The 22,617-nt window shown below is 67.5% G+C and carries 22 protein-coding genes and 1 pseudogene; 11 read left to right on the forward strand and 12 right to left on the reverse strand.

The window, feature by feature from the left end; genetic code table 11:
- Positions 1 to 12 precede the first annotated feature (12 nt).
- From DBO33_RS19240 to DBO33_RS19250, 3 genes are all read right to left on the reverse strand, one after another.
- Entirely contained in the window at positions 13 to 1,134 is a 1,122-nt protein-coding gene (locus DBO33_RS19240; protein ID WP_107656284.1) for a CaiB/BaiF CoA transferase family protein, read from the reverse strand.
- Positions 1,135 to 1,273: 139 nt separating this feature from the next.
- On the reverse strand, positions 1,274 to 2,314 hold the full coding sequence (locus DBO33_RS19245; protein WP_107660403.1) for a phosphotransferase family protein: 1,041 nt from the start codon (positions 2,312 to 2,314) through the stop codon (positions 1,274 to 1,276).
- Between the two features lie 5 nt (positions 2,315 to 2,319).
- The gene (locus DBO33_RS19250; protein WP_107656285.1) at positions 2,320 to 3,435 is read right to left on the reverse strand and encodes a hypothetical protein; all 1,116 of its coding nucleotides are present in this window, start codon (positions 3,433 to 3,435) and stop codon (positions 2,320 to 2,322) included.
- A 96-nt stretch (positions 3,436 to 3,531) separates the two neighbouring features.
- Here DBO33_RS19250 and DBO33_RS19255 point away from each other — a divergent pair, with 96 nt between their 5' ends.
- Positions 3,532 to 4,128, forward strand: coding sequence for a TetR/AcrR family transcriptional regulator (locus DBO33_RS19255; protein ID WP_234390918.1), 597 nt, complete (start codon positions 3,532 to 3,534; stop codon positions 4,126 to 4,128).
- A 45-nt stretch (positions 4,129 to 4,173) separates the two neighbouring features.
- On the forward strand, positions 4,174 to 5,079 hold the full coding sequence (locus tag DBO33_RS19260) for an extracellular catalytic domain type 1 short-chain-length polyhydroxyalkanoate depolymerase (RefSeq protein WP_234390919.1): 906 nt from the start codon (positions 4,174 to 4,176) through the stop codon (positions 5,077 to 5,079).
- A 7-nt stretch (positions 5,080 to 5,086) separates the two neighbouring features.
- On the opposite strand, the gene DBO33_RS19265 is transcribed toward DBO33_RS19260, so the two are convergent.
- Entirely contained in the window at positions 5,087 to 7,999 is a 2,913-nt protein-coding gene (locus DBO33_RS19265; protein ID WP_159080366.1) for a helix-turn-helix transcriptional regulator, read from the reverse strand.
- Positions 8,000 to 8,116: 117 nt separating this feature from the next.
- On the opposite strand from DBO33_RS19265, the gene DBO33_RS19270 reads away from it, so the two are divergent.
- Positions 8,117 to 9,274: an epoxide hydrolase family protein gene (locus tag DBO33_RS19270; RefSeq protein WP_107660404.1), complete on the forward strand. Its 1,158-nt coding sequence runs from the start codon at positions 8,117 to 8,119 to the stop codon at positions 9,272 to 9,274.
- A 66-nt stretch (positions 9,275 to 9,340) separates the two neighbouring features.
- Here DBO33_RS19270 and cysC read toward each other — a convergent pair whose 3' ends face one another.
- Genes cysC through DBO33_RS19285 form a run of 3 tightly spaced genes read right to left on the reverse strand, consistent with a single transcriptional unit; the run spans position 9,341 to position 13,037 of the window.
- Positions 9,341 to 11,176 (reverse strand): adenylyl-sulfate kinase, encoded by a 1,836-nt coding sequence (gene cysC / locus DBO33_RS19275; RefSeq protein ID WP_107656289.1) that lies wholly within the window; start codon positions 11,174 to 11,176, stop codon positions 9,341 to 9,343.
- Entirely contained in the window at positions 11,176 to 12,108 is a 933-nt protein-coding gene (gene cysD / locus DBO33_RS19280; RefSeq protein ID WP_107656290.1) for a sulfate adenylyltransferase subunit CysD, read from the reverse strand. Before cysD ends, cysC begins: the two co-directional genes overlap by 1 nt.
- Complete coding sequence (locus DBO33_RS19285) at positions 12,105 to 13,037, reverse strand: helix-turn-helix domain-containing protein (protein ID WP_107656291.1); 933 nt, start codon at positions 13,035 to 13,037, stop codon at positions 12,105 to 12,107. The genes cysD and DBO33_RS19285 overlap by 4 nt, the downstream gene beginning before the upstream one ends.
- 95 nt (positions 13,038 to 13,132) lie before the next feature.
- Between DBO33_RS19285 and DBO33_RS19290 the strand changes: the two genes are divergently transcribed.
- Genes DBO33_RS19290 through DBO33_RS19300 form a run of 3 tightly spaced genes read left to right on the forward strand, consistent with a single transcriptional unit; the run spans position 13,133 to position 16,276 of the window.
- Positions 13,133 to 14,296, forward strand: a complete 1,164-nt coding sequence (locus tag DBO33_RS19290) for a hypothetical protein (protein ID WP_107656292.1) — start codon at positions 13,133 to 13,135, stop codon at positions 14,294 to 14,296.
- Complete coding sequence (locus DBO33_RS19295) at positions 14,296 to 15,072, forward strand: SDR family oxidoreductase (protein ID WP_107656293.1); 777 nt, start codon at positions 14,296 to 14,298, stop codon at positions 15,070 to 15,072. The genes DBO33_RS19290 and DBO33_RS19295 overlap by 1 nt, the downstream gene beginning before the upstream one ends.
- 40 nt (positions 15,073 to 15,112) lie before the next feature.
- Positions 15,113 to 16,276: a sulfotransferase family protein gene (locus tag DBO33_RS19300; protein WP_407670619.1), complete on the forward strand. Its 1,164-nt coding sequence runs from the start codon at positions 15,113 to 15,115 to the stop codon at positions 16,274 to 16,276.
- 186 nt (positions 16,277 to 16,462) lie between these two features.
- Here the strand turns inward: DBO33_RS19300 and DBO33_RS19305 are convergent, their stop codons facing one another.
- Entirely contained in the window at positions 16,463 to 17,137 is a 675-nt protein-coding gene (locus DBO33_RS19305) for a PaaI family thioesterase (protein WP_107660406.1), read from the reverse strand.
- Between the two features lie 226 nt (positions 17,138 to 17,363).
- On the opposite strand from DBO33_RS19305, the gene DBO33_RS19310 reads away from it, so the two are divergent.
- Positions 17,364 to 17,915 carry an HAD family hydrolase gene (locus DBO33_RS19310; protein WP_456093895.1) on the forward strand — a complete coding sequence of 184 codons (552 nt, stop codon included), beginning with the start codon at positions 17,364 to 17,366 and terminating at the stop codon, positions 17,913 to 17,915.
- Here the strand turns inward: DBO33_RS19310 and DBO33_RS19315 are convergent.
- Positions 17,898 to 18,413 (reverse strand): annotated as a pseudogene (locus DBO33_RS19315) (TetR/AcrR family transcriptional regulator); the annotation flags it as partial. The gene DBO33_RS19310 and the pseudogene DBO33_RS19315 sit on opposite strands and share 18 nt — an antisense overlap.
- A 163-nt stretch (positions 18,414 to 18,576) precedes the next feature.
- Between DBO33_RS19315 and DBO33_RS44590 the strand changes: the two are divergent.
- From DBO33_RS44590 to DBO33_RS42880, 4 genes are all read left to right on the forward strand, one after another.
- Positions 18,577 to 18,804, forward strand: coding sequence for a hypothetical protein (locus DBO33_RS44590; protein WP_325050722.1), 228 nt, complete (start codon positions 18,577 to 18,579; stop codon positions 18,802 to 18,804).
- Positions 18,801 to 19,310 (forward strand): hypothetical protein, encoded by a 510-nt coding sequence (locus DBO33_RS19325; RefSeq protein ID WP_107656295.1) that lies wholly within the window; start codon positions 18,801 to 18,803, stop codon positions 19,308 to 19,310. The genes DBO33_RS44590 and DBO33_RS19325 overlap by 4 nt, the downstream gene beginning before the upstream one ends.
- Positions 19,311 to 19,381: 71 nt before the next feature.
- Complete coding sequence (locus DBO33_RS19330) at positions 19,382 to 20,146, forward strand: alpha/beta fold hydrolase (protein WP_107656296.1); 765 nt, start codon at positions 19,382 to 19,384, stop codon at positions 20,144 to 20,146.
- Positions 20,147 to 20,262: 116 nt separating this feature from the next.
- Positions 20,263 to 20,424 (forward strand): hypothetical protein, encoded by a 162-nt coding sequence (locus tag DBO33_RS42880; RefSeq protein WP_159080367.1) that lies wholly within the window; start codon positions 20,263 to 20,265, stop codon positions 20,422 to 20,424.
- Here the strand turns inward: DBO33_RS42880 and DBO33_RS19335 are convergent.
- The 3 genes from DBO33_RS19335 to DBO33_RS19345 all read right to left on the reverse strand — a co-directional run bounded on the left by DBO33_RS19335 (position 20,418) and on the right by DBO33_RS19345 (position 22,615).
- Complete coding sequence (locus DBO33_RS19335; protein WP_107656297.1) at positions 20,418 to 20,891, reverse strand: hypothetical protein; 474 nt, start codon at positions 20,889 to 20,891, stop codon at positions 20,418 to 20,420. The genes DBO33_RS42880 and DBO33_RS19335 overlap by 7 nt on opposite strands.
- Before the next feature lie 88 nt (positions 20,892 to 20,979).
- Positions 20,980 to 22,248, reverse strand: a complete 1,269-nt coding sequence (locus DBO33_RS19340) for an RNA polymerase sigma factor (RefSeq protein ID WP_107660407.1) — start codon at positions 22,246 to 22,248, stop codon at positions 20,980 to 20,982.
- Between the two features lie 16 nt (positions 22,249 to 22,264).
- On the reverse strand, positions 22,265 to 22,615 hold the full coding sequence (locus tag DBO33_RS19345; protein ID WP_107656298.1) for a YciI family protein: 351 nt from the start codon (positions 22,613 to 22,615) through the stop codon (positions 22,265 to 22,267).
- Between the last annotated feature and the right edge of the window lie 2 nt (positions 22,616 to 22,617).

The following is a 22,617-nucleotide window of genomic DNA, read 5'->3' on the forward strand; positions in this document are numbered from 1 at the left end:
GTCGAACTCGGATCAGCTGGTCACCCGTTCGATATGGTCGGCGTGAACGCCCCAGCCGGACAGCAGCTTTCGCACCTGCTCCGGGTCCGAGCTGAGTGGAGCGGGCGGGTCGACCGGGGTGCGGTCGAACCGCGGCGCCGGTGCGGGCTGGAGTACGCCGTCGACCTCGATGAACGCGTTGCGGGCCTGGTTGTGCGGGTGCTCATGGGCTTCCCACGGACTCAGCACCGGCGCAACGCAGGCATCGGAACCGGCGAAGATCTCGGCCCACTCGTCCCGGGTGCGTTCCTTGAACTTCGCGCCGAGCACCTCCTTGAGCTGCGGCCAGCCGTTCTTGTCGAGCTGGAACGGCAGCTCCGGATCGTCGATGCCGAGGAGGGCGGGCATCTGGTTGTAGAACGGGATCTCCACGCAGCCGACCGCGAGGTACCCGCCGTCGGCGCACTCGTAGGTGTCGTAGAACGGAGCGCCGCCGTCGAGCATGTTCTCGCCACGCGGGAAGTTCCACAGGCCGAGGTGGTGCAGCCCGTGCATGGACGCGGTGAACAGGGCGGAACCGTCGACCATGGCCGCGTCGATCACCTGCCCCTTGCCGGAACGTTCCCGTTCGTACAGCGCCCCGAGCACGCCGAGCGCCAGCAGCAGGCCACCACCCGCGTAGTCGCCGAGCATATTGGCCGGCGGTACCGGCGGCTCCCCGGCGCGGCCGACCAACCCGAGCGCGCCGGAGATCGCGATGTAATCGATGTCGTGCCCGGCGGTGCGGGCCAGCGGGCCGCCCTGGCCCCAGCCGGTCATCCGGCCGTAGATCAGGCGCGGGTTACGCGCGGCGAGCTCGGCGGGGCCGAAACCGAGGCGTTCGGCGACACCGGGACGGAACCCCTCGATGAGCACATCGGCATGGTCGGCGAGCGCGAGCAGCGTCTCACGATCCGCGGGTTGCTTGAGATCCAGTGTGATGGCGTGCTTTCCGCGATCCAGCGGTCCCTCCGGCGAGACGATGCCCGCGCCGGGTGCGCCGCCACGGTCCACGCGCAGCACCTCCGCGCCGAGATCGGCCAGGATCATCGCGCCGAACGGGCCGGGCGCGAGACTGGCGATCTCGATGACTTTCACTCCGTGCAGTGGTCCCATGTCTCCGCTCTCTGTCGTCCTCGACGAGGGCACGCGGCCACGGCCGAACCCCGCCCGTCCGGATCGGTGTTCCCGAGGCTAGGCCGGTTGCGGGGTACGGCCAATGACCGTCGCGCTCGGAAGGGGATGACCGTAGCGCTCAGTTTTCGTACGCCTCCCCACCGAGCAGTAACTCCAGCCGCGCGACCGCCACCGCCGACAGGTCGCCCATGTCGAGGTAGCTCGATATCCGGAGCAGCGCGACGGAGAGCAGGACCGCGCCGAGGATCTCGTTGTAGCGCAGCCGCCGGACCGGGCGGCCGGTGGCGGCTTCGTAGCGTGCGATGGTGTGCGCGCGGGTCGGTGTGCCGGGCAGGCGCGGCTTGCCGAGGTATTCGCTGGACACCCAGTCGGTGAGCAGCAGCCAGGCGAGGTCGGCTTCGGGGTCGCCGAGGTGGCCGACCTCCCAGTCGAGCGCGCCGATCACCGCGTAGTCGTTGTCGTAGAGCATGTTCGACAGCCGGGAGTCGCCCCAGCAGAGGGCGAGGTGCTCGGGGTCGTAGCGGTTGTCGCGGAGCCAGGTGATCGCCCGCTCGATGGTGTCGGGGATGTGCGGTGCCGCCCAGTGCACCGCCCAGTCGAGATAGTTGACGGCCTGTTCGACGGGGTGGCTGCCGAACCGGGGGAGGCGCAGGAAGTCCAGCCGCAGCGCCGCCGGATCGAGTTGGTGCAACCGGGCCATGGTGTCGACGCAGCCCCACCACATCGTCGTTCGCTCGTGCGGTGCGGCCGCCAGGTACATGCCCGATTCGTGGTACGGCGGTACATCGCTCGGTGTCCGGCCGCCCTCGATGCGGTCCATGATCAGGTAGGGGCTGCCGAGGTCGGCGGTGCCGGTGTCGACCCAGCGCACCGCCGGCACCGGAATGCCGGTGGGCGCAAGGCGTTTCATCACGACGAACTGACGGCGCAGATCGTAGTCGGGAAACAGCGGCACCTCGGGCGGCCGTCGGAACACCAAGCCGAGCGGTGCGTCCGCGCCATCGATACCGTCGACGGTGAAAAGGTAAGTGTCGGAGGCGAAGCCCTGCTCCGCGCGCTGCCAGCCGACGATGGTGGCCTGGTCGGCGTGCGGAATGCGCTGGCGGATCACCTTTTCCAGCAGTGGGGGCAGCTGGTCCGGGGTCGGACGTACGGTCATCGCGGTCACCATCCGGTGTAGCCGTAGCGCGGATAGCTACCCACGCAGACCATCTCGACCAGGCCGTGCCCGACCTTGTCGCCCATTCGTACCGTGCACAGTGTTTCGCTGAGCAGGCTGACCGGCCCGATCTGGTCGAGATCGGTGAGGTCGACGGTGAATCCGTCGCTGAACGCGGGGCCGCGCCACATGCCGGAGGCGTAGCCGCGGTATTCGTTGTATCCGGCGAGGCCGGGCCAGAAGCGGCAGCTGGGTTGCACCTCGATGGTGGTGCTGGTGCGGTCGGCCTGGTGCACGGTGAAGGTGCCGCCGGATACCACCCGCAGGTCCGGCTCGAAGGTCAGCTCGTGCTCGACATCGATGATCGGCGTCGGGGCGCGGCCGGTGGCGAGCGGGTACAACACCTCACCCTCGAACTGCCAGCGCTGTCCGGTGCTCGTCTCGCGCTGCGCGAAATGCACCAGCTGGTCGTCGAATTGGAAGATGCCCATGTAGTAGAGGACGCCGTCGGGCACCTCGGTGGGTTGCAGCCCCGGCCCCTCGTTCAGGCTGCCGCCACCCGGACCGTGGCGCACGCCCCAGGAGTGGTCGCGGCCGAACCACCACTGCTCGGGGTCGATCTCGATGCGCCGGCCGTTGAGTTCGATCCAGCCGGTGACGACGCCGTTCTGGTAGTAGCGCCTGGCATCCTCGCGTACCCGGCCGCGGGACCGATGAAACGCCGGGGTCTGCTCGTAGGCGGGGAAGGTCCCGTGGAAGTCGAGGTGCAGGCTCAACCCATGCTCGTTGCCGCCCAGCGTCGCTCGGGTGCCGAGCAGCGGTTCGGTGACCGCGTAGGTGTAGGGGCCGACCGTCCATGCGTCCAATGACGTTCGGGGAGCGTTGAATTCGGTGGACAGGCGGACCACTCGCGCTTGCTTGCCGCCGATCGTGACCATCGCGTAGGCGTCCATCACATTGCGATTGGGGTAGCGGGCGAGGCCGGTCATCACGCTCACCTCGCCGGAGGTGTCGAAACCGTACATCACCACCCGCTCGGTCCAGCGCAGATCACTCTGCGCCACATGGTCGAACGTGGTTGCCAGCTGGTGGCACAGCATTTCGTCGTCGGGTACGAGCACCGGACTTCCCTTCATAGAACTGATGCCGGTCAATATAATACGTTGCGCCTCGCAACGTATTTGTTTTGCCGATTCTCGCCCGGTACGCTTCGCCGTGTGACGTCCACCGACCCCGCCCGCTCCGCCGCGGGCCGCCCGCGCGACAGCCAGATCGACCACGCGGTGCTCGACGCCACCCGCGCGCTGCTCGCCGAGGTCGGCTACCAGGACGTCACCATCGCCGCGGTCGCCCGTCGCGCCGGCGTCGGCACCGCGCCCATCTACCGCCGCTGGCCGGGCAAGGAGGCGTTGATCGAGGACGCGGTCTTCGGCTCCGAAAACCTGTGGCTGCCAGCGGCAACCGAGGACCTGCACGCCGACCTGATCGCCTGGGCCCGCGTATTTCTCGAGCGGGTCGCCGAGCCCGCCACGCGCGCCGCCGTGCCCGGGCTGATGTCGGCCTATCACCACGACCCCGCCCGCTACCGCGCACTACACGATCGCGCCGATCTTCCCGCCCGTAAAGCCCTCGCCGACCGGATCGCGCCCGCCATCCCCGAGGGCGCCGACGAATCCGCCACCACCGACCTAGTTTTCGAGATTCTTGTCGCGCGTACCCTTACCCGCGGCGTCACGCACGGCCTCGACGGCGCCGAAACCTTCTGTCGCCGAACGGCCGACGCCCTGTACGCGATAATACGTGCCGGAACCTGACGGCGAGTCGCCTCGCGGAACCGTCTTCGGTGTCATAGTGATTCGATGGGTCGGCTTCGTGGCTTTGCCGCCATCGCCAGTGTTGTTTGTGTGCTCAGCATGTCGGCGTGCTCGGACTCGTCCGCGCCGGAGGACACACCGACTGCTCAGCCGCCACCGTCGACTCCGCTCAGCACCACGGGCAGTACCGATCAGGATCGGACCATCCGCCTCGAATTCGGTGGTAAGCAGCGGACTTACGTGGTGCATACGCCGCCGCGTTATCAGGAGAGCGCCGCTTTGCCGCTGGTCGTTGCCATGCATTCCTACCCGGGTGACGCGGCGCAGATCGCCACCACCTCCGGCTTGAATGCCAAGGCGGACAAGGAGAACTTCCTCGTCGTCTATCCGGAGGGGTATTCCCGCGCGTACAACGCCTTGATCTGCTGCGGTACGGAAGACGACGTGGGCTTCATCCGGACGGTCGTCGCCGCGATGGTCGCCGAGTGGAAGGCCGATCCGAAGCGCGTCTACGCCACCGGTATGTCCAATGGTGGCGACATGTCTTTCAAGCTCGCGGTGGAACTACCCGGCACCTTTGCCGCCATCGCTCCGGTCAGCGGCGGCTTCATCGGCGCGAAGGCCGAGGAGGAGTCCTACAAGCCTGCCGTACCGGTTTCGGTGATCACCTTCCTCGGTGGCCGTGATCGCTACAACGACCAGTTCGAAAGCGGAATCACGCGGTGGCAGCAGCGCCTTGCGTGCGCGCCCGCGGAACCGGCCACCCCCTTGGACAAGGGGATCACCCGCACGACTGCCAGGTGCGGCGACGGCAGCGAGGTCCAGGTCTACCGGATCCCCGAGATGGGTCACGGGTGGGCAGGCGCGGCGCAGGGCACGCTGTCCGAGCCGGACGCCGGGGTGAACGCGACCGATCTGCTGTGGGAGTTCTTCGCGGCGCACGCGAAATAACCGCTCGTCAGCGCTCGTTCGCCACCAACTGGTGCGTGTGGGCGGCGGCGGCCGCTTCGGTGCGGGTGGCGACGCCCAGTTTGGTGAGGATGCGGGAGACGTGCACGCCCGCGGTGTTGCCGCTGATGAAGAGTTCGGCGGCGATCTGACGGTTGCTCAATCCCTTGGTGACCAGGCGTAGGACGTCGAGTTCGCGCGGGGTGAGGCCGAAGGTCGACGGGCTTGCGGTCGACGGTTCGGTCGACTGGTCGGTCAGGGTGAGTCCGGCTCGGTCGGCTATCTCACGGACCGTCGCGAGCAGGGGAGTGGCGCCGAGATCAGTGGCGATAGTGGCGGCTTCACGCAGGGCTTCTTTCGCCGTGGGCCGGTTGCCTTCCGCTAGTTCGGTTTCGGCGGCGCCAAGGAGGCTGCGGGCTAGTTCGTAGGGCTGGTTCAATGCCCGCCAGGCTGATACGGCTTCGGGCCATGCGGCGGTGCGGTCGGCGCGATGGGCGGCGTCGACGGCGGTGATGACCGGCAAGGAATCGGCGATCGAGTCGAGATCTAGTGGTAGTTCATCTATTCGGGCCGCGAGGGCGAGCAGTGGCCACGCCTCATGATGGTGTGCGGCGAGATCGTCGGCGGACAGCGTCTCCACGGCAATGTCGGCCGCGCGCTGTGGTTGGCCGATGGCGAGTGCGTTCGCGCATTGCACGGTGCGCAGCTGGATTTGGTACTGCCGGGCCCACGGTCCGTCGCTCAACAGGCCGGCGGCGGTATTCGCGCTGGTGTCGGCTGCGGTCGAATCACCTTGCGCCAGCACAATTCTGGCGTGCGAGAGCAGCAGAGCCGCCTTACTGAGCGGCGGCAGTTGGTCGGTCAGGGATTCATCGATGAGGGTGAGCGCTTCCGGCCAGCGGCCGAGCGCGGTCAGCGCCTGCGCCCATTTGACCAGCAGGATAGGGCTGGCCTCGGCGAAGCGGAAGGTTTCGTGGGCAGCCCGCAGGCCCTGCTGAATCGCCGCGATCGCCGCCGCGTAGTCCCCCGCCGCGACGAGCACCGCCGATTCCCACAGCACCACGGCGATCAGTGTCTGCGGGTCCGCTGCGGCCGTGGCTGCGGCGTGGGCCTTCTCGAAACAGGCGATGGCGCTGTCCTGTTGGGCAAGGGTGTTATCGCGTTGCGCGGTGTCACTACCGGGTTGACCGTTGCTGACGGTTCGGCCGGTGGCGCTGCCGGGTTCTGCGGCAGTGCCGTCGGATCGGGCGGTGGCGCTGGTGGATTGGGCGGTGGCGAGCCCGAGGTAGGCGTAAGCGCGGGCGGTCAGGTGCATGGCGCCGAGCTGTTCGGCCACCTCGGTGGCGGCCAGCGCGTTGCGTTCGGCCTCGGCCGTGTCGCCGCTGAAGACCTGGGCGATTACGAGCTCGGCCAGCACCTCACCGCGCAGCAGGATCGGCGGATGCACGGGCAGCAATGCCAAGGCGCGCAGCAGATCGTCGTCACATCCCTTGCTGCTGTGGTTCTTCAGGGTGGCCCGGCAGTAGAACAGCCGGGCGGCACGCTCCGGTGCGCTGTCGGTATCCACCAGCAGTAGCGCTTCGTCAGCGGCCGCGATGCCGCGTTCGACGATGTCACCGCGATAGCAGGTCTCGACGACCTGTTCGAGCACTTGGAGCCGGTCGACGGCGATGCGTCCGGCGGCACCCGGCACCCTGTCCCAGAGTTCGAGCACTCGATCGAGATGGTGCAGCCGTTCAGTATGCGCGCCAGCGCTTTCCCCGGCCGCACTCCACGAGGCGTCCAGTGCTAGCGGCAACTCACCGGCGGCATGCGCGTGATAGGCCAGTGCGGCGGTGCTCGATGTTTCAGGATCGCTGGTAAGGGCTTGGGAAAGCCTGGCGTGCAGGCGTTTCCGTTCTGCGGGCAGCAGATGGTCGTAGACGGCGTCGCGAATCAGGACGTGCCGGAACTCGTACCCGGTGTCGTCCGCAGTGAGGATCTGCTGATCGATCAGCTGACGAAGCGCGCGATGCAAGGCATCCTGGTCGAATTCGGTGGCCGACTCGAGCAACGTGTGCCGCACCGGCGACCCCGCAACCGCGGCAAGCCGCAGCAGCGCCTGCGTCTCCGGCGGCAGCCCGGCCTGATAGCCGAGCAACAACTCCGACAGATCGGCGGGCGTGTCCTCGGGCGACGTGCTGAGCGCCTCGACGAACAACGGAATCCCTTTGCTGCGCGCGTAGATTCGTGCGATCGTCCCCGGTTCGGGTTCATGACCGAGCAGCGCGGCGAGCTGCCTGCCCACCTCGTGCCGGGTCAGCGGCTCCGGAACGACCAGCCGCACACCAGGATCCCGCCGCAGCCCCGCGATCAGCCTGCGCGTCTCCGCTGAATCCGCGGGTCGATATGTACCGACCAGCAGCAGATCACGCTGTGCGGAATTGGCCACCAGGAACGCCAGCAGTTCCCGACTCGAATCATCGGCCCAGTGCAGGTCTTCCAGCACGACGACCACCGGCCGGGCCACCGCGAGCTGCTCGAGCACGGTGAGAATCTCGCCGAACAACTGAATCCGATCGGCCTCCCCGTCGGCCGACCCGGTGTGCGCCGCCAGTTCGGGCAGCCACCGCGCCAATGCCGGCCGGGTCACCGGAAGCAAGGTGGCCAGCCGATCCACCCCGAGCTGCCGCACCAGCGTGCGCAGCACCGATACGAACGGCGCATACGGCACACCATTGCCGAATTCGGGACACCGCCCGGTGAACACCACCGTGTCCGCGCTGAGCCGCGACGTGAACTCGGCAACCAACCGGGACTTGCCGAGCCCGCCTTCCCCGGCGATCAGCACGGTGTGCACCGCCGGATCCTCGGCGGCCGCCAGCAGTGCCGATACTTCCGCGGCCCGCCCGACGAAGGCACCGCAGACGGGAAGGCTCACCACTCCGCGATCATGCCCGGACCGCGCGGTTTGTGCCAACCCCGTAAAGACCTTTGTCCCCACCGAAATAACGAATTCTTGTGATTCGCAGGCCCCCTCGTTACCCGAAGTATTAATGGCATGACAAGCACCGAGATCAGCCCCTTCCGCATCGAGATCCCGCAGGCCGCCCTCGACGATCTGCACGACCGGCTGGCCCGCACCCGCTGGACCGACGACCTGCCCGGCACCGGGTGGGAGCGCGGCGTGCCGACCGACTACCTGAAGGACCTGGCCGGCTACTGGGCGGCGGAGTTCGACTGGCGCGCCATCGAGGCGGAACTGAACAAGCACCCGCAGTTCACCACCACTATCGATGGGCAGAACGTGCATTTCCTGCACATCCGCTCGGCCGAGGCCGACGCGACCCCGCTGCTCCTGCTGCACGGCTGGCCCAGCTCGGTGGTCGACTTCCTCGACGTGATCGGCCCGCTCACCGACCCGAAGGCGCACGGTGCGCCCGACGCACCCGCCTTCGAACTGGTCATTCCGTCGCTGCCGGGATACGGGTTCTCCGGCCCGGTCACCGAGGCGGGCTGGCACGACGACCGCGTCGCCGGCGCACTGGCCGAACTGATGGCGCGGCTCGGCTACGATCGGTACGGCGTGCAGGGCGGCGACCACGGCGCGTTCATCGCACCGCGGCTCGGCCGGGTGGACGCCGACCATGTGCTCGGCGTACACGTCAACGCATTGGTCACCTTTCCGAGCGGTGATCCGGGCGATATGGCCGCGCTGACCGAGGCGGAACGGCAGCGGCTGGGCCGGATGAAGCAGTTCCAGGACGACGGTGCGGCCTACATGAACCTGAAGGGCTCCCGCCCGAACACCATCGCGCAACTGGTGGCGGATTCTCCGGCCGGGCAGCTCGGCTGGATCGTGGAGAAGTACAAGGAGTGGGTCGACCAGTCGCACGAACTGCCCGAGCAGGCGATCGCCAAGGATCGCATCCTGGCCAACGTCAGCATCTACTGGTTCACCGAGACCGCACGCAGCGTAGCCAATTTCTACTATGAGCGGTTCCACGACACGAGCATGTTCGCCCCCGCACCGAAGGGCAGCGTGCCGACGGGCGTGGCGGTATTCAAGGACGGCGACTACGCCATCCGCCGTTTCGCCGAGAAGGCGCACAACATCACGCACTGGTCGGAGTTCTACTCCGGCGGCCATTTCCCGGCCCTCGAGGTGCCCGACCTGCTCACCGGTGATATCCGGGAGTTCTTCCGCTCGCTGAGCTGAAGCACGAATGGCGAAGGGGCAGGCAGCGATCCGCTGCCTGCCCCTTCCTCGTTACCGAGTGTTCGTTCAGTCGAGACCCGACAGCCGGGCGAGAACGGTGGCCGCCATGGCCGCCGGATCACCGTCGTCGGGACGCAGCACCAGTTCCGCCTCGGTGGGGGACTCGTAAGGGTCGTCGATGCCGGTGAAGCCGCGGATCTCGCCCGCACGGGCCTTGGCGTACATGCCCTTCGGGTCGCGGGCTTCGCAGATCTCCAAGGGCGTGTCGACGAAGACCTCCACGAACGGGATGCCTGCCGCCAGGTGTGTCGCACGGACGCGGTCCCGATCGGCGCGATACGGGCTGATCAACGAAACCACCGCGACCACACCGGCTTCGGCGAATAGCCTGGCCACCTCACCGACCCGGCGCACGTTCTCGACCCGGTCGGCGGCGCTGAAGCCGAGATCGGCATTCAGTCCGTGCCGCAGGTTGTCCCCGTCGAGCAGGAAGGCGGGGCGGCCCGCCGCGACCAGTCGGCGTTCGAGTTCCACTGCGACGGTGGACTTTCCCGAACCGGACAGGCCGGTCAGCCACACGGTGAGGCCACGGGTCGCCCGCTCGTCCCGGCCGACCGCGGTGGAATGCCAGACCACCCGCGACGACGGCAGGCTCGGGCCGGTGATCATGCCCGCGCCGACGGTGTTGTTGGTGGTGTCGTCGACCAGGATGAAGCTGCCGGTGAACCGATTACGCCGATACGGATCGAAGAGCAGCGGCTGCCGGGTGCGCAGCTGGACGCGGCCTATCTCGTTGAGCGACAACGACTCCGCTTGCTCGTCACGGTGCAGGGTGTTGACGTCGAGCCGGTAGTCCAGCGTGCGCACCTCGACGGTGGCGGTGCGCGTGGTGTGCCGGATGGTGTAGGTCGCGCCGGGGGTCAGCTGCGACTCGTCGGCGAACCAGCAGACCATCGCGTCGAGATCGCGACCCGCGGTGGGGCGGTTGTTCGGCCGGCAGATCATGTCGCCGCGGGACACGTCGAGGTGGTCGGCCAGCTGCATGGTCACCGCTTGCGGCGGAAAGGCTTCCGTGACGGGCTTGCCGCCCGGACCCCAGATGGCCTCGACAGTGGTGGTGAAACCCGAAGGCAGCACCGCGACCTCGTCGCCGGGCTTGAACACACCACCCGCCACCGTGCCCGCATATCCACGGAAATCCTGTGCGTGACTGCGGGTTACGTACTGCACCGGGAACCGCGCGTCGATGAGATTGCGGTCGGAGGCGATGTGCACCTCTTCGAGGTGATGCAGCAGGGGAGTGCCCTCGTACCACGGCATGCTCGCGCCGCGGTGCACGATGTTCTCGCCGTCCAGCGCCGACATCGGTACGAAGGTCAGGTCGAAGATGTCGAGTTTCGAGGCGAACTGGGCGAATTCGGTACGGATCTCCTCGAACCGGGCCTGCGACCAGTCCACCAGATCCATCTTGTTGACGCACAGCACCAGGTGTGGAATGCCGAGCAGGCTGGCCAGGAACGCGTGCCTGCGGGTCTGCTCCACCACGCCCTTGCGGGCGTCGACCAGGATCAGCGCGAGGTCGGCGGTGGACGCGCCGGTCACCATGTTCCTGGTGTACTGGATGTGGCCGGGGGTGTCGGCGATGATGAATTTGCGCCGGGGCGTGGCGAAGTAACGATGGGCCACGTCGATGGTGATGCCCTGTTCGCGCTCGGCGCGCAGCCCGTCGGTGAGCAGGGCCAGGTTCGGGTAGTCGTCGCCGCGGTCGCGGCTGGTCCGCTCCACGGCGGCGAGCTGGTCGGTGAAGATCGTCTTGGAGTCGAAGAGCAGCCGGCCGATGAGCGTCGATTTGCCGTCGTCGACGCTGCCCGCGGTGGCGAGACGCAGCAGTGTTGCGGTCATCAGAAGTAGCCCTCTCGTTTGCGATCTTCCATGCCCGCCTCGGAGATTCGATCGTCGGCGCGGGTGGCGCCGCGTTCGGTGACCCGGGCCGCGGCCACCTCGGTGACCACCTCAGCGGGGGTGGCTGCGGTCGACTCCACGCAGCCGGTGCAGGTGGCGTCGCCGACCGTGCGGAAGCGCACCGTGGTCTCGTGCGGCTGCTCGCCGTCGAGCAGTTGCAGGAAGCGGGTGTGCGCCAACAGCATTCCGTCGCGCTGTACCACCGGGCGGCGGTGCGCGTAGTAGAGCGGCGGCAGGTCGATGCCCTCGGCGGCGATGTAGGTCCAGATGTCGAGCTCGGTCCAGTTGGACAGCGGGAACACCCGAATATGCTCGCCCGCACGGTGTTTGCCGTTGTAGAGGTTCCACAGTTCTGGGCGCTGGCTGCGCGGATCCCACTGGCCGTACTCGTCGCGGAAGCTGAACACCCGCTCCTTGGCCCGGGCCTTCTCCTCGTCGCGGCGCGCGCCACCGAAGACCGCGTCGAAGCCGCCCTCCTGGATCGACCGCAGCAGCGTGGTGGTCTGCAATCGGTTACGGGAGGCGCGTGGTCCGGTCTCCTCGACCGCCCGGCCCGCGTCGATGTCGTCCTGCACGCTGCCGACCACCAGCCGCAGCCCGAATCGCGCGACCGTCGCGTCGCGGAAGGCGATCACCTCGTCGAAGTTGTGTCCGGTATCGATGTGCAGTACCGGGAATGGCAGCGGCGCCGGCCAGAAGGCCTTGGCCGCCAGGTGCAGCATCACCACCGAGTCCTTGCCGCCGGAGAACAGCAACACCGGACGCTCGAAAGTTGCCGCTACTTCACGGAATATATGTGCCGACTCGGCCTCGAGCACGTCCAGATGGGGCAGCTCGTAGGTGCTCGCCGTCGACTTCGCGTACTGGCTCACACCGCAAAACTAGAACACGTTTCGGTCGTTGGCAACAGCTCGCCGGGACCGCGGGCGGGTTTGCGCCCGCCCGACGCGGCGGTCACGGCGTCCGCCGCCGCGGCCAGAGCCGTTCCGCGCCGGTCGATTTCGGCACCGGTGATGGACGCGCCGACGTACATGGTCAGCACCATGTTCTGCCTGCCGTCGCCGCCGTAGGTCGGTGCGGCGAGCAGGCTGACCGGGTGCTCCTTGCGTGGCCGCAGATCGGTGCCGAGGTACACCCGCTCGCCGAGGCTGGTGACCAGTTCGCCGACCAGTTCGCGCAGCTCATCGGGCAGATCGTGGGCGGCGAAGCCGGCCAGCATGGAGTACAGCCTGCGGCCCGCCGCGGTCAGGCTCTCCACCAGATAACCGCGCTCGCGGCATTCGGCGACCACCTGCCGCAGCCGCGCCTCGTCCTGCTGCAACGGCACCGTCGAGGGCTTGGCCAGCCAGGCGTCGAACGCCGCGTCGGTGTCCCACAGCACGTACATCAGGCCGACCGGCGGGGCGAAGTGGTAGGCCGCGCCCACCTTGACCATCCCCGGCCCGGTGCTCTCCAGGACCATGATCTGCTCGCCGACCACGGCGGATGCGGTGCAGGTGGTGCGGTATCGCGCGGTGAGTCGCTCCAGCTCGGTGCGGGCGAGCGCGGAGATGGCGAAGCTGTCCTGGGCGACCCGGCCCGCGGCGATGAGCGCGGGCCCGAGGCCGTAGGTCAGTGTGTCGGCGTCGCGCACCAGATAACCGCCCGCGGTGAGCTCGGTGAGGATGCCGAGACAGGTCGGTTTCGCCAGGTCCAGCGCCCGCGCCAGCTCGGACAGGCCGAAGCGCTCGCCGCGCTGCTCGACGAGGAAATCCAGTACCTGCACCACCCGCACCGTGGGTGCGGACCTACGGCCGACCATTGACCACTCCTAGAACACGTTCTAATCTTGCCTCACACGGAATGTACCAGACCGGTACATATTTGGAACACCGCGCCCGATCCACTGGAGACCCTTTGCTGACACAGCCGTTCGCGGATGCCATCGCCGCCGCCGAGCAGATCATCACCGGAGCCGCGCACATCCGCACCGAGCAGGACCTCGTCGAGGGCTACGACTATCTGGCGGGCAGCATTCGCGCCGCCTTACAGATGGCGTGGGCCTACGAGCGGGACTTCCCGTTCTTCGTCCAGTCCACCGGGCCGTACACGAAGATGGGCCTGGACAACCCGGACACGCTCTACTACCACTCGTATCTGCGCCCGGACGCGGAGTATGTGGTTACCGGAAAGCGCGGCACCACCAGGGATTTGAGCTTCCAGGTGCTGAACGGGAACTACTCGCCGGTGGATGTGCCGGACAGCCTCACCGCCTTCGACGACCGTGCCCTGGAGGTCGGGGCGGACGGTTCCTACGAACTCCGCCTCGGTCCCCGCGAAGCGCGGCCGGGCTATGTGCACCTCGCCGCCGACTCGGCGATGCTGGTGGTCCGGGAGGTCTACAGCGACTGGGCCGCCGAGAAGCCGGGCACGATCCGGATCGCGCGGGTCGACGGCATCGGTGACGCACCGCCGCCGCTGACGAAAGACCAGCTGACCAAGCGCTACGGCGTCGCGGGCAAGATGCTGATCTCGCGGATCAAGACCTTCCTGGCCTTCCCGGAGTGGTTCTACCTGAACCTGCCGGTGAACACGATGACCGAACCCCGGTCCACGCCGGGCGGTCTCACCACGCAGTTCTCCTCGGCCGGCCACTACGAGCTGACCGACGATCAGGCAATGATCATCACCGTGCCGAAATCCGATGCGCCGTATCAGGGTTTCCAGCTCGGCAGCATGTGGTACCTGTCGCTGGACTACATCAACCACCAGACCAGCCTCACCGCCGACCAGGCGCACGTGGACCCCGACGGGATGATCCGGCTGGTGGTCAGCGAGCGAAACCCCGGACTGGCGAACTGGATCGAACGCACCGGGCACGACCGCGGCTATCTCCAGTTCCGCTGGCAGCGGCTGGCGCGCGACATGAAACCCGAGGACGGGCCGACCGTCGAGGTGGTGCCGGTCGACGAACTCGCGCAGCGCCTGCCGTTCTACGACCAGGCGCGCGTCACGCCGGACCAATGGCGCGCACGAATCGCAGTACGGCAGGCTGCCGTCGCGGAGAGGATGCTCGGCTGATGTTGTTGCAGGACAAGGTTGTTGTGGTCTCGGGGGTCGGCCCCGGGCTCGGTCGCGCCATCGCGGTGCAGAGCGCGAAGGCGGGCGCCGACGTCGTGCTCGCGTCCAGGACCGAATCGCGGCTCACCGAGGTGGCCAAGGAAATCACCGAGCTCGGCAGGCGCGCGGTCGTCGTGCCGACCGACATCAACGACGAAGCCGCCGCGGCGAATCTGGTGGCGGCCGCGCACAGTGCGTTCGGCCGGGTGGACACCCTGGTGAACAATGCCTTCGCGATTCCGCCGATCGTGGACCTCGCCGACGTGGACCTGGACCAGGTGCGCGCCGGATTCGAGACCAATGTGCTTGCGGCGCTGCGGTTGACGCGGCTGTTCATCCCCGCGCTGGACGAAACCAACGGCTCGGTGGTGATGATCAACTCGGCGGTGCTGCGGCATTCCCGGCGTACCTTCGGCCCCTACAAGATGGCCAAGGCCAGCCTGCTCGCGCTGGCGCAGAGCCTGGCCACCGAGCTCGGGCCGCGCGGCATCCGGGTGAACACCATTGCCCCCGGCTACATCTGGGCCGACAACCTGAAGTGGTACTTCAACTACCTCGCCGAGCAGCGCGGCAGCACCGCCGAGGCGGTCTACGCCGAGACGGCGAAGACCATCGACCTGCGCAAGCTGCCCGAACCCGACGAGATCGCCGACGCCGTGGTGTTCTTCGCCTCGCCGATGGCGCGCGCGATCACCGGGGCCTGTCTGGATGTCAACGGCGGCGAATACCACCACTGACCGGGTGCTGCTGTCCAGCACCATTATTGAGGAGATGACGTTGATCGGTAGGGATGATGTCGGGACCATCGATGATCTGCACGCGTCGGCGACCAAGGTCGTCGGGCTGGATGATTTCGGGGCCGACGACTACCGCGCCGGGCTCGAGGTGCTGCTCGAGTCCTATGCCAAGGATGCGGAGCTGACGCCGTTCGGCAACAAGGTGAACCGGGCCTTCCTGCGCGGCGCGCTGATCGCGCGGCTGCTCAGCGAGGCCGCGTGGCAACGCTTTCCGGAGCACGCCGACGTGGCGATCGAGCGGCCGATCTTCGTGACCGGCCTGCCGCGGTCCGGCACGACGGCGGTGCATCGGCTGCTCAACGCCGACCCAGCGCACCAGGGCCTGGAGATGTGGCTCACCGAGATGCCGCAGCCGCGTCCGCCGCGCGAGACGTGGGCGAGCAATCCGGTGTACCAGCGGATCGAGGCCGCGTTCGAGCAGCACCACGTGGAGCATCCGGAGTTCATGGGCGTGCACCACATCTCCGCCGACCAGGTGGAGGAGTGCTGGCAGTTGCTGCGGCAGTCGGCCATGTCGGTGTCCTACGAGTGCCTGGGCTACCTGCCCACCTACTCGGAGTGGCTGCGCGAGCAGGACTGGACTCCGGCCTACCGCAGGCATCGGCGCAACCTGCAGCTGATCGGCCTGCCGGACGCCGGGCGCCGCTGGGTGCTGAAGAACCCCAGCCACTTGTTCGCACTCGATGCCATTTTCGAGGTGTATCCGGACGCGCTCGTCATTCAGATGCATCGCGATCCGCGAACCATCATCGCCTCGGTGTGCAGTCTCAACGAGCAGGCGTCGGCGGGCTGGTCCGACAAGTTCCGCGGTTCGGTGGTCGGCGCGACTCAGCTGGACCTGTGGGCGCGTGGCGCCGATCGTTTTTTGGCAGACCGCAAGCAGCACAACGCCGCCCAGTTCTGCGATGTCGACTACGACGACTTCGTCGCCGATCCGATCGGCACTGTTGCCTCGATCTACCGGCACTTCGACCTGCCGCTGACCGAGGATGCGACCGCGGCGATGGCGGCGCTGCACGCCGAAAGCACTTCCGGGGCGGCACGTCCCGCGCACCGCTACACGCTTGCCGACTTCGGTCTCACCGCCGACGAAGTCGATGAACGGTTCGCGGCGTATCGGGAGGCGCATTTCCCGGGGCGTTGATCGTTGGCCGGAGAGTAAGTCAGGCAAGGCGTTTCGTGCATGCTTGCACGGTGCGCAGTTTTCGGGCCCGTGGGCGGCAACTGTCGTCCCACGGGCCCCGAATTCGGAATAGTTTGGCTAGCAGAGCATCTCGTGCATGGATGCAGCGTGCGCAATTTCGAGGGCGCACGCCGCATCCGCTCGGCGCTACGGCTGGCCGGGTTTGAGGACGATGAACAAGCCGTGCGCTTCGGCGCAGAGGCGCTCCCCGTCGTGCAGGGTGGCGCGGACGTAGACCTTGCGGCCCTCTTGGCGCTCGGCCCAAGCGTGCACTTTCAGCTCCGTATTCAGCGGAGTGATGGAGCGGTAGTCGACGGTGAGCGAGGCGGTCCTGGTCACCGCGCCCGCGTGCACGGCGGCGGCCAAGCCGAGCAAGTCGTCGAAGCCGATCGCGATCTGACCACCATGTGCGGCATTGTTGCCGCCGAGGTGGAAGGTGCGGAAGGTGATGCGCGCGTCGACGCCCTCGCGGTCGGCGTGATCGACGACGAACGGCGGCAGCGTGATGTTGCCGCGGGCAGGCAGATCGTGGCGGGTCCAGGTCGGCGTGGACCATTCGTCGACGATCGCGGCGTCCAGCTTGTCGTTCAGCTGCTTGAGAATGCCGATCGTTTCCAGGGCCTGCTCGTCCGACGGGCAGGCGAGCCGCGCGCGATCCATCAGTCCGCGCACCTGCTCGACGAACTCCCCGTAGTGCGGCCCACCCCGGGTGATGTCGATGGTGCCGTCGTCGTGCGCGTTCATCAGCTCGGTCATCGGCCGGAACGCGCCCTCATGGTGCTCCGCGTTCGGTAGCGAGTCACCGGCCTGCTGTTCGTTCATGCGGAACACGTTATCGGTTGCCCACCGAATGCTCTCGTCACGGGCGTCCGGTGCATCGGCGGATCGGGCCGAAACCATCGGAGTGGCCTAGGCTGGTTCGCGATCACCGAGCGCGTGACGCGCCGGGAATCAGCAGGTGGGTGGCGCAGCTCGGCCGCTCGGAGCAATCACGAGTCCACTGGCGAAAGGCTTTGAGTAGATGGGTATTACGGCAGTTGTCTTCGATATGGACGGCGTACTGATCGACTCCGAGCCGGTGTGGGAGCGGGTGCGCCGGGACTATGTCGCGGAGCGGGGCGGGCAGTGGCTGCCCGACACTCAGCAACGGCTGATGGGCATGAGCACCCGCGAATGGTCGGAATACCTCAGCACCGATCTGGGCGTCGACGCACCGCCGGAGACGGTGGCACAGGAAGTGATCGAGCGGATGGCCGCGCAGTACGACCGCAAGGTCCCGCTGCTACCCGGCGCGATCGACGCCGTGCAGCGCATGAGCGAGAAGTGGCCGCTCGGCGTGGCCAGCTCTTCCCCGCGCACGCTCATCGATGTCGTCCTCGGGCGCACCGGCCTGATCGAATTCTTCACCGTCACCTTCTCCACCGAAGAGGTCGACCGCGGCAAACCCGCCCCCGACGTCTACGTAGCCGTCGCCGCCTTCCTCCGCCAACGCCCCACCGACTGTGCCGCAGTAGAAGATTCGAGCAACGGCATGCGCTCCGCCCACGCCGCAGGCATGCGCGTCATCGCCGNGGGTGGGGGAGTGGGCGTGGCGGCGTAGGGCGGCGTAGGGGAGGTCTACTACGGCTCGGCTGATTGCGTCGATTTCGCGGTCGTCTGCGCGGCCGAAGCGGGCTAAGGCGATGCGGCGGAGGTGGTTGAAGAGGGGGGCGTTCATGGTGGTCAGGCGGGCGCGGAAGTCGTCGTCGGGGCCGCCGTCGAGGAGGTCGCTGGGGCGCAGGTTCAGGAGAAGTCTTGCGTCGTCGGGTAATTCGCGTCCGAAGGTGAGGGCGGCGCGGACCATGGCGACGCCTGCTTCGATCGCGTCGGGGTGCTCGGCGGCGGTGATCACTCCGCTCTGGAAACGTTCGAGGGCGCGCAGCCAGGCGGCGGTCAGTACTCCGTTGCGGTTGCCGAAGCGGTGGTACAGCGTGCCGACCGGCGCGCCACTGGCCTCGGCGATCGCCGCGACACTGGCGGCGCGGGGTCCCTCGGCGAGCACTAGGGCGCGTGCTGCGTCGAGGATCACGTCGGTGTCGTGCTTGCGGGGAGGTGCCATGTACTAGTACGTTCCTTCTATATGGAGCGTTTGTCCTATATTGATGAGCATGCCAGATCCGTTGACGCGAATCGCGACCGGGCCTGGAAGGCACTGCTGAAAGTCGTCTGCAAGGGACCCGGCGGATCCGTCCACCGTACCGAGCGGTTTCGAACTCGAGGCCGTGGAAGTCCCCGCCCGGCTGGCAATGAAAGGGCGGCACTGGTTTTCGGAGTACGCCCTAGTCTTCGAACTAGAGGATGAGGGGGCGAACCGGACCCGCGTCCGCGCGAAGTCGTGGGGCAATTTCCCTGGGCTGCACGGCAAGATCTACCGCGCGCTCGTCATCGGCAGCGGCGGCCACAAGATCGTGGTCCGTCGGCTGCTGCGCCAGATCGCGGCCGCCGCATGATCCCCGGGCTGGTCTGGGGCGCCACCGACGCCGAGCGCGAACACCCACTCCCGTGTGACGCCCTGCAGCCCGCCGGGGTGCAGGCGGATCGAGCCATCAGCATCGACGCACCCCACGGCCTGGTCTATGCCTGGCTGTGCCAATTACGGGTCGCGCCATACAGTTACGATCTGCTCGACCGCTGGGGCCGCCCCAGCCCCCGGCACCGCGATCCGCAACTCACGGAACTCGAAGAGGGCCAACGCTTCATGGGCCAGTTCGACCTGGTCTCCTTCACGCTGAGTCAGCACATCACCCTGGTCAGCGGGAAAATCGCCGTCACCTACGCGGTCCGTCCCGAGGGCGACGGCACTCGCCTGGTGGTCCGGGTGCGCATGGGCGGACCCCGAATTATCGGACGCCTGTTGGCTTTCGGCGACCTCATCATGATGCGCAAGCAACTGTTGACGCTGAAAGAGCTGGCTGAAGCCGAGGATCGCGCCGAGCCACGGGTCGAACTGCAATAGGGCTGTGTCGCGATACACAGTGCGCCGGGTCTGGTTCATACGATCTACCGGCGTTCGAGGATGATCAGTTCATGGCAAAAGATGTTCAGCTCGGCGCCGTCCGCACCTGGTACGACGAGACAGGCGACGGCGATCCGGTGCTGTTGCTGCACGGCGGTTTCGTCGACTCCCGCTCGTTCGAACCCGCCGTCGCCGGCCTGACCGAGCACTTCCGCGTTTACCGCATGGATCGCCGCGGCCACGGCCGCACCCCCGACGTCGCGGGACCGATCTCCTACGACCTGATGGCGCAGGACACCATCGCGTTCCTCGACGAGGTCGTCGGCGGCGCCGCGCATCTGGTCGGTTACAGCGACGGCGCGGTCGTCGCCCTGCTGGTCGCGCTCCGTAGACCGGATCTGGTCCGCAAGCTCGTCTCGATCAGCGGCGACTTCCACCACGACGGACTGTTGCCCGGCGTGCTCGACGGTTTCACGCACGAAGAACCGATGCGGCGCTTGGCCGCTCGGTACGGCGAGGTGTCACCCGACGGCGAGGCGCATTTCCGGGTGGTCGCCGAGAAACTGCTCTCGATGGCGCGTGCCGAGCCCACTCTGACGGTCGAGGAACTCGCGCGCATCACCAGTCGCACCCTCGTCATCGCCGCCGACGACGACGCGATGAGCCTGGAACACACGATCGCCCTCTACCGCGCCATCCCCGATTCTGAGCTCGCCATCATCCCGGGCACCTCGCATCTGCTGGTGGTGGAGAAGCCCGTCGAGGTCTACCGCGTCGTCGGCACCTTCCTCACCACCGACGCGACCCGAACCTGGCAGCCGATCCGCCGCGCTTGATCGGGAATGTCCCGAACGTTTCTATTCGGTAGCAGGATCCCGGCAGCGCAAGATATTTCGGCAAACTATGTGCTAACAGTATCGCTGCTGGGCATCCGACCAGTCATGCTGAACACATGGACTTCATGAAACCAGCCGAGCAACTATTGGCGCAGGTCGCGGCGAAGTTCGGCTCTGCGGAAGCGTTCCTGGACCGGTTGGCCGACGTGCGCGCCGAATATATCGACGACACCGTCGAGATGCCGCGTGTCGTCGGCGGGTTGCCCACTATTTACTGAAACTGGTGAAGTTCGGCTACATCGAACTTCCACAGCTCGAATCCGTCGGGCACGGTGTCGCTGACCGAAATACGGTCGCGCGCCCACAGGCCGGCCAATGCGTGCGGTTCGGCGCCGCCCTCGGCGGTGAGAATAGGCAGGGGATGGGTGCGCCGCCGTCCGGCCTGCTCCACCGCTGCCGCCTTGTCCACGTAGCCGAGCTGATCGTGATTGAGAATGTATCGCCCGGTGCAGCCGTGCTCCGGCGGCCGCAGCGCCGCGACGGAGGCCGCCGCCGCGTACAGATTTTCGTCGCCAAGCTGCCGCCGGGCCCACACCACCCGGGCGGGCACGGACAGCAGTCGTTCGATGCCCTGCACGCTGTGATTGCCGATCCAGGCGTGTTCCACCAGCCGCGCACCGGGCTCCACATATCCGATCAGCCGATAGTCGTCGTCCAGGAGCACTGCTCGATAGAACTGTCGCACGCGGCCGGATTCCTTTCGGAGGTAAGCGGTTTCGTAGCATGCTCACATCCGATTGCGGTGTAGCGATTACCACGGCGTTACAACCGAACTAGCGGGCCCCGCTGTCCTGCGCGCGGTCGAGCAGCAGCGCCCGCTCGGCCTTGTTGCCGGTCAGTTCGGCGGCGCGGATGAATTCGGCACCCGCTTCGCCGTGCCTGCCGAGCTGGCTGAGCAGATCGCCGCGCACGGCGTAGTAGAGGTGGTAGGTGTCCAGTGAGCCCGCGAGTGCGTCGACGAGGTCCAGACCTGCCGCCGGACCGTGCACCTTGCTCACCGCCACCGCGCGATTGAGCTCCACGATCGGCGATGGAAAGCGTTGGGCGAGAACGGCATACAGTCCGGCGATGCGCCGCCAATCGGTGTCCTGCGGTGTCGCCGCCATGGCGTGCACGGCGGCGATCGCGGCCTGCAACGCGTAACTGCCCGGCAGCAGGCCGCGGTCCCGGGCGACCGCGTTGGCGCGCCCCAACGCCGCGAACCCACGCCGGATCAACAGCCGATCCCACCGTGTCCGGTTCTGATCGGCAAGCAGCACAACATCATTGGCCGGACCGGTGCGTGCGGGCAGTCGCGAGGCTTGCAGTTCCAGCAGCGCGACCAGCCCGTGCACCTCGGGTTCGGCGGGCAGCAACTCGGCCAGGATACGGGCCAACCGCAGGGCGTCCTGGCACAGCTCGACGCGGATCCAATCCTCGCCCGCGGTCGCCGCATATCCCTCGTTGAAGATCAGATAGACGACCGCGAGCACCGAGGCCAGCCGCTCGGTCAGCGCCTCGCCGCTGGGCACCTCATAGGGCACCTGCTTGGCGGCGATGGTCCGCTTGGCGCGCACAATGCGTTGCGCCACCGTGGATTCCGCGACAACGAAGGCGCGGGCGATCTCCTCGGTGGTCAAACCGCCGAGCAGCCGTAGTGTCAACGCCACCCGCGCCTGCTCCGGCAGCACCGGATGGCAGGCGGTGAACATCATCCGGAGCAGATCGTCCGCGACGGCGGCGTCCGGTTCCGGTTCAGGCGCCTGCTCGGTCACCAGCTGGTGACCGAGCAGTGCGAGTTTGCGGGCGAAGGTCTGATTCCGCCGTATCCGGTCGATCGCCCGATGCTTGGCGGTGAGCATCAGCCAGCCACCCGGATTCGGCGGCACCCCGTCGCGTGGCCACTGTTCCAGCGCCGCGACCAGCGCGTCCTGCGCCAGCTCCTCGGCCGCGTCGATATCGCCGACGACGCGGGTGAGCCCCGCGACCAGTCGCGGCCATTCCATCCGCCACACCGTTTCCACGGCGCGGTGGGTCTGCTCGGGCGACCGGTCCGGGCTCATCATCCGCGGTGGCCGATCAGGCCTCTTCGGCGATCTGCCGGAGCTCGACCTCGATATCCCACTCGGGGCCGTGCACGTCGAGGAAGCGTGAGGTCCACTCGACCGCTTCCTCCTTGGTCTTCGTCTGCAAAATGCAGTACCCGCCGACTACCTCTTTGGACTCGGTGAAAGGGCCGTCGAGCACGGTCTGCTTGCCGCCGGACTGCCTGATCGTGGTGGCCTCGGCCGCCGGGCTCAAACCATTGGTGTCCAGCAGCACGCCGGACTTGGTCATCTCCTCGATCACCTTGTCCACCCGGTCCATGAGCGCCGCGTCCGGCTCGGGCGCGGTGGTCGGGTCGACGTGGATCAGCATCATGTAGCGCATAT

Origin of the sequence: Nocardia suismassiliense, assembly GCF_900269665.1 — a bacterium.
Classification (GTDB): domain Bacteria; phylum Actinomycetota; class Actinomycetes; order Mycobacteriales; family Mycobacteriaceae; genus Nocardia; species Nocardia suismassiliense.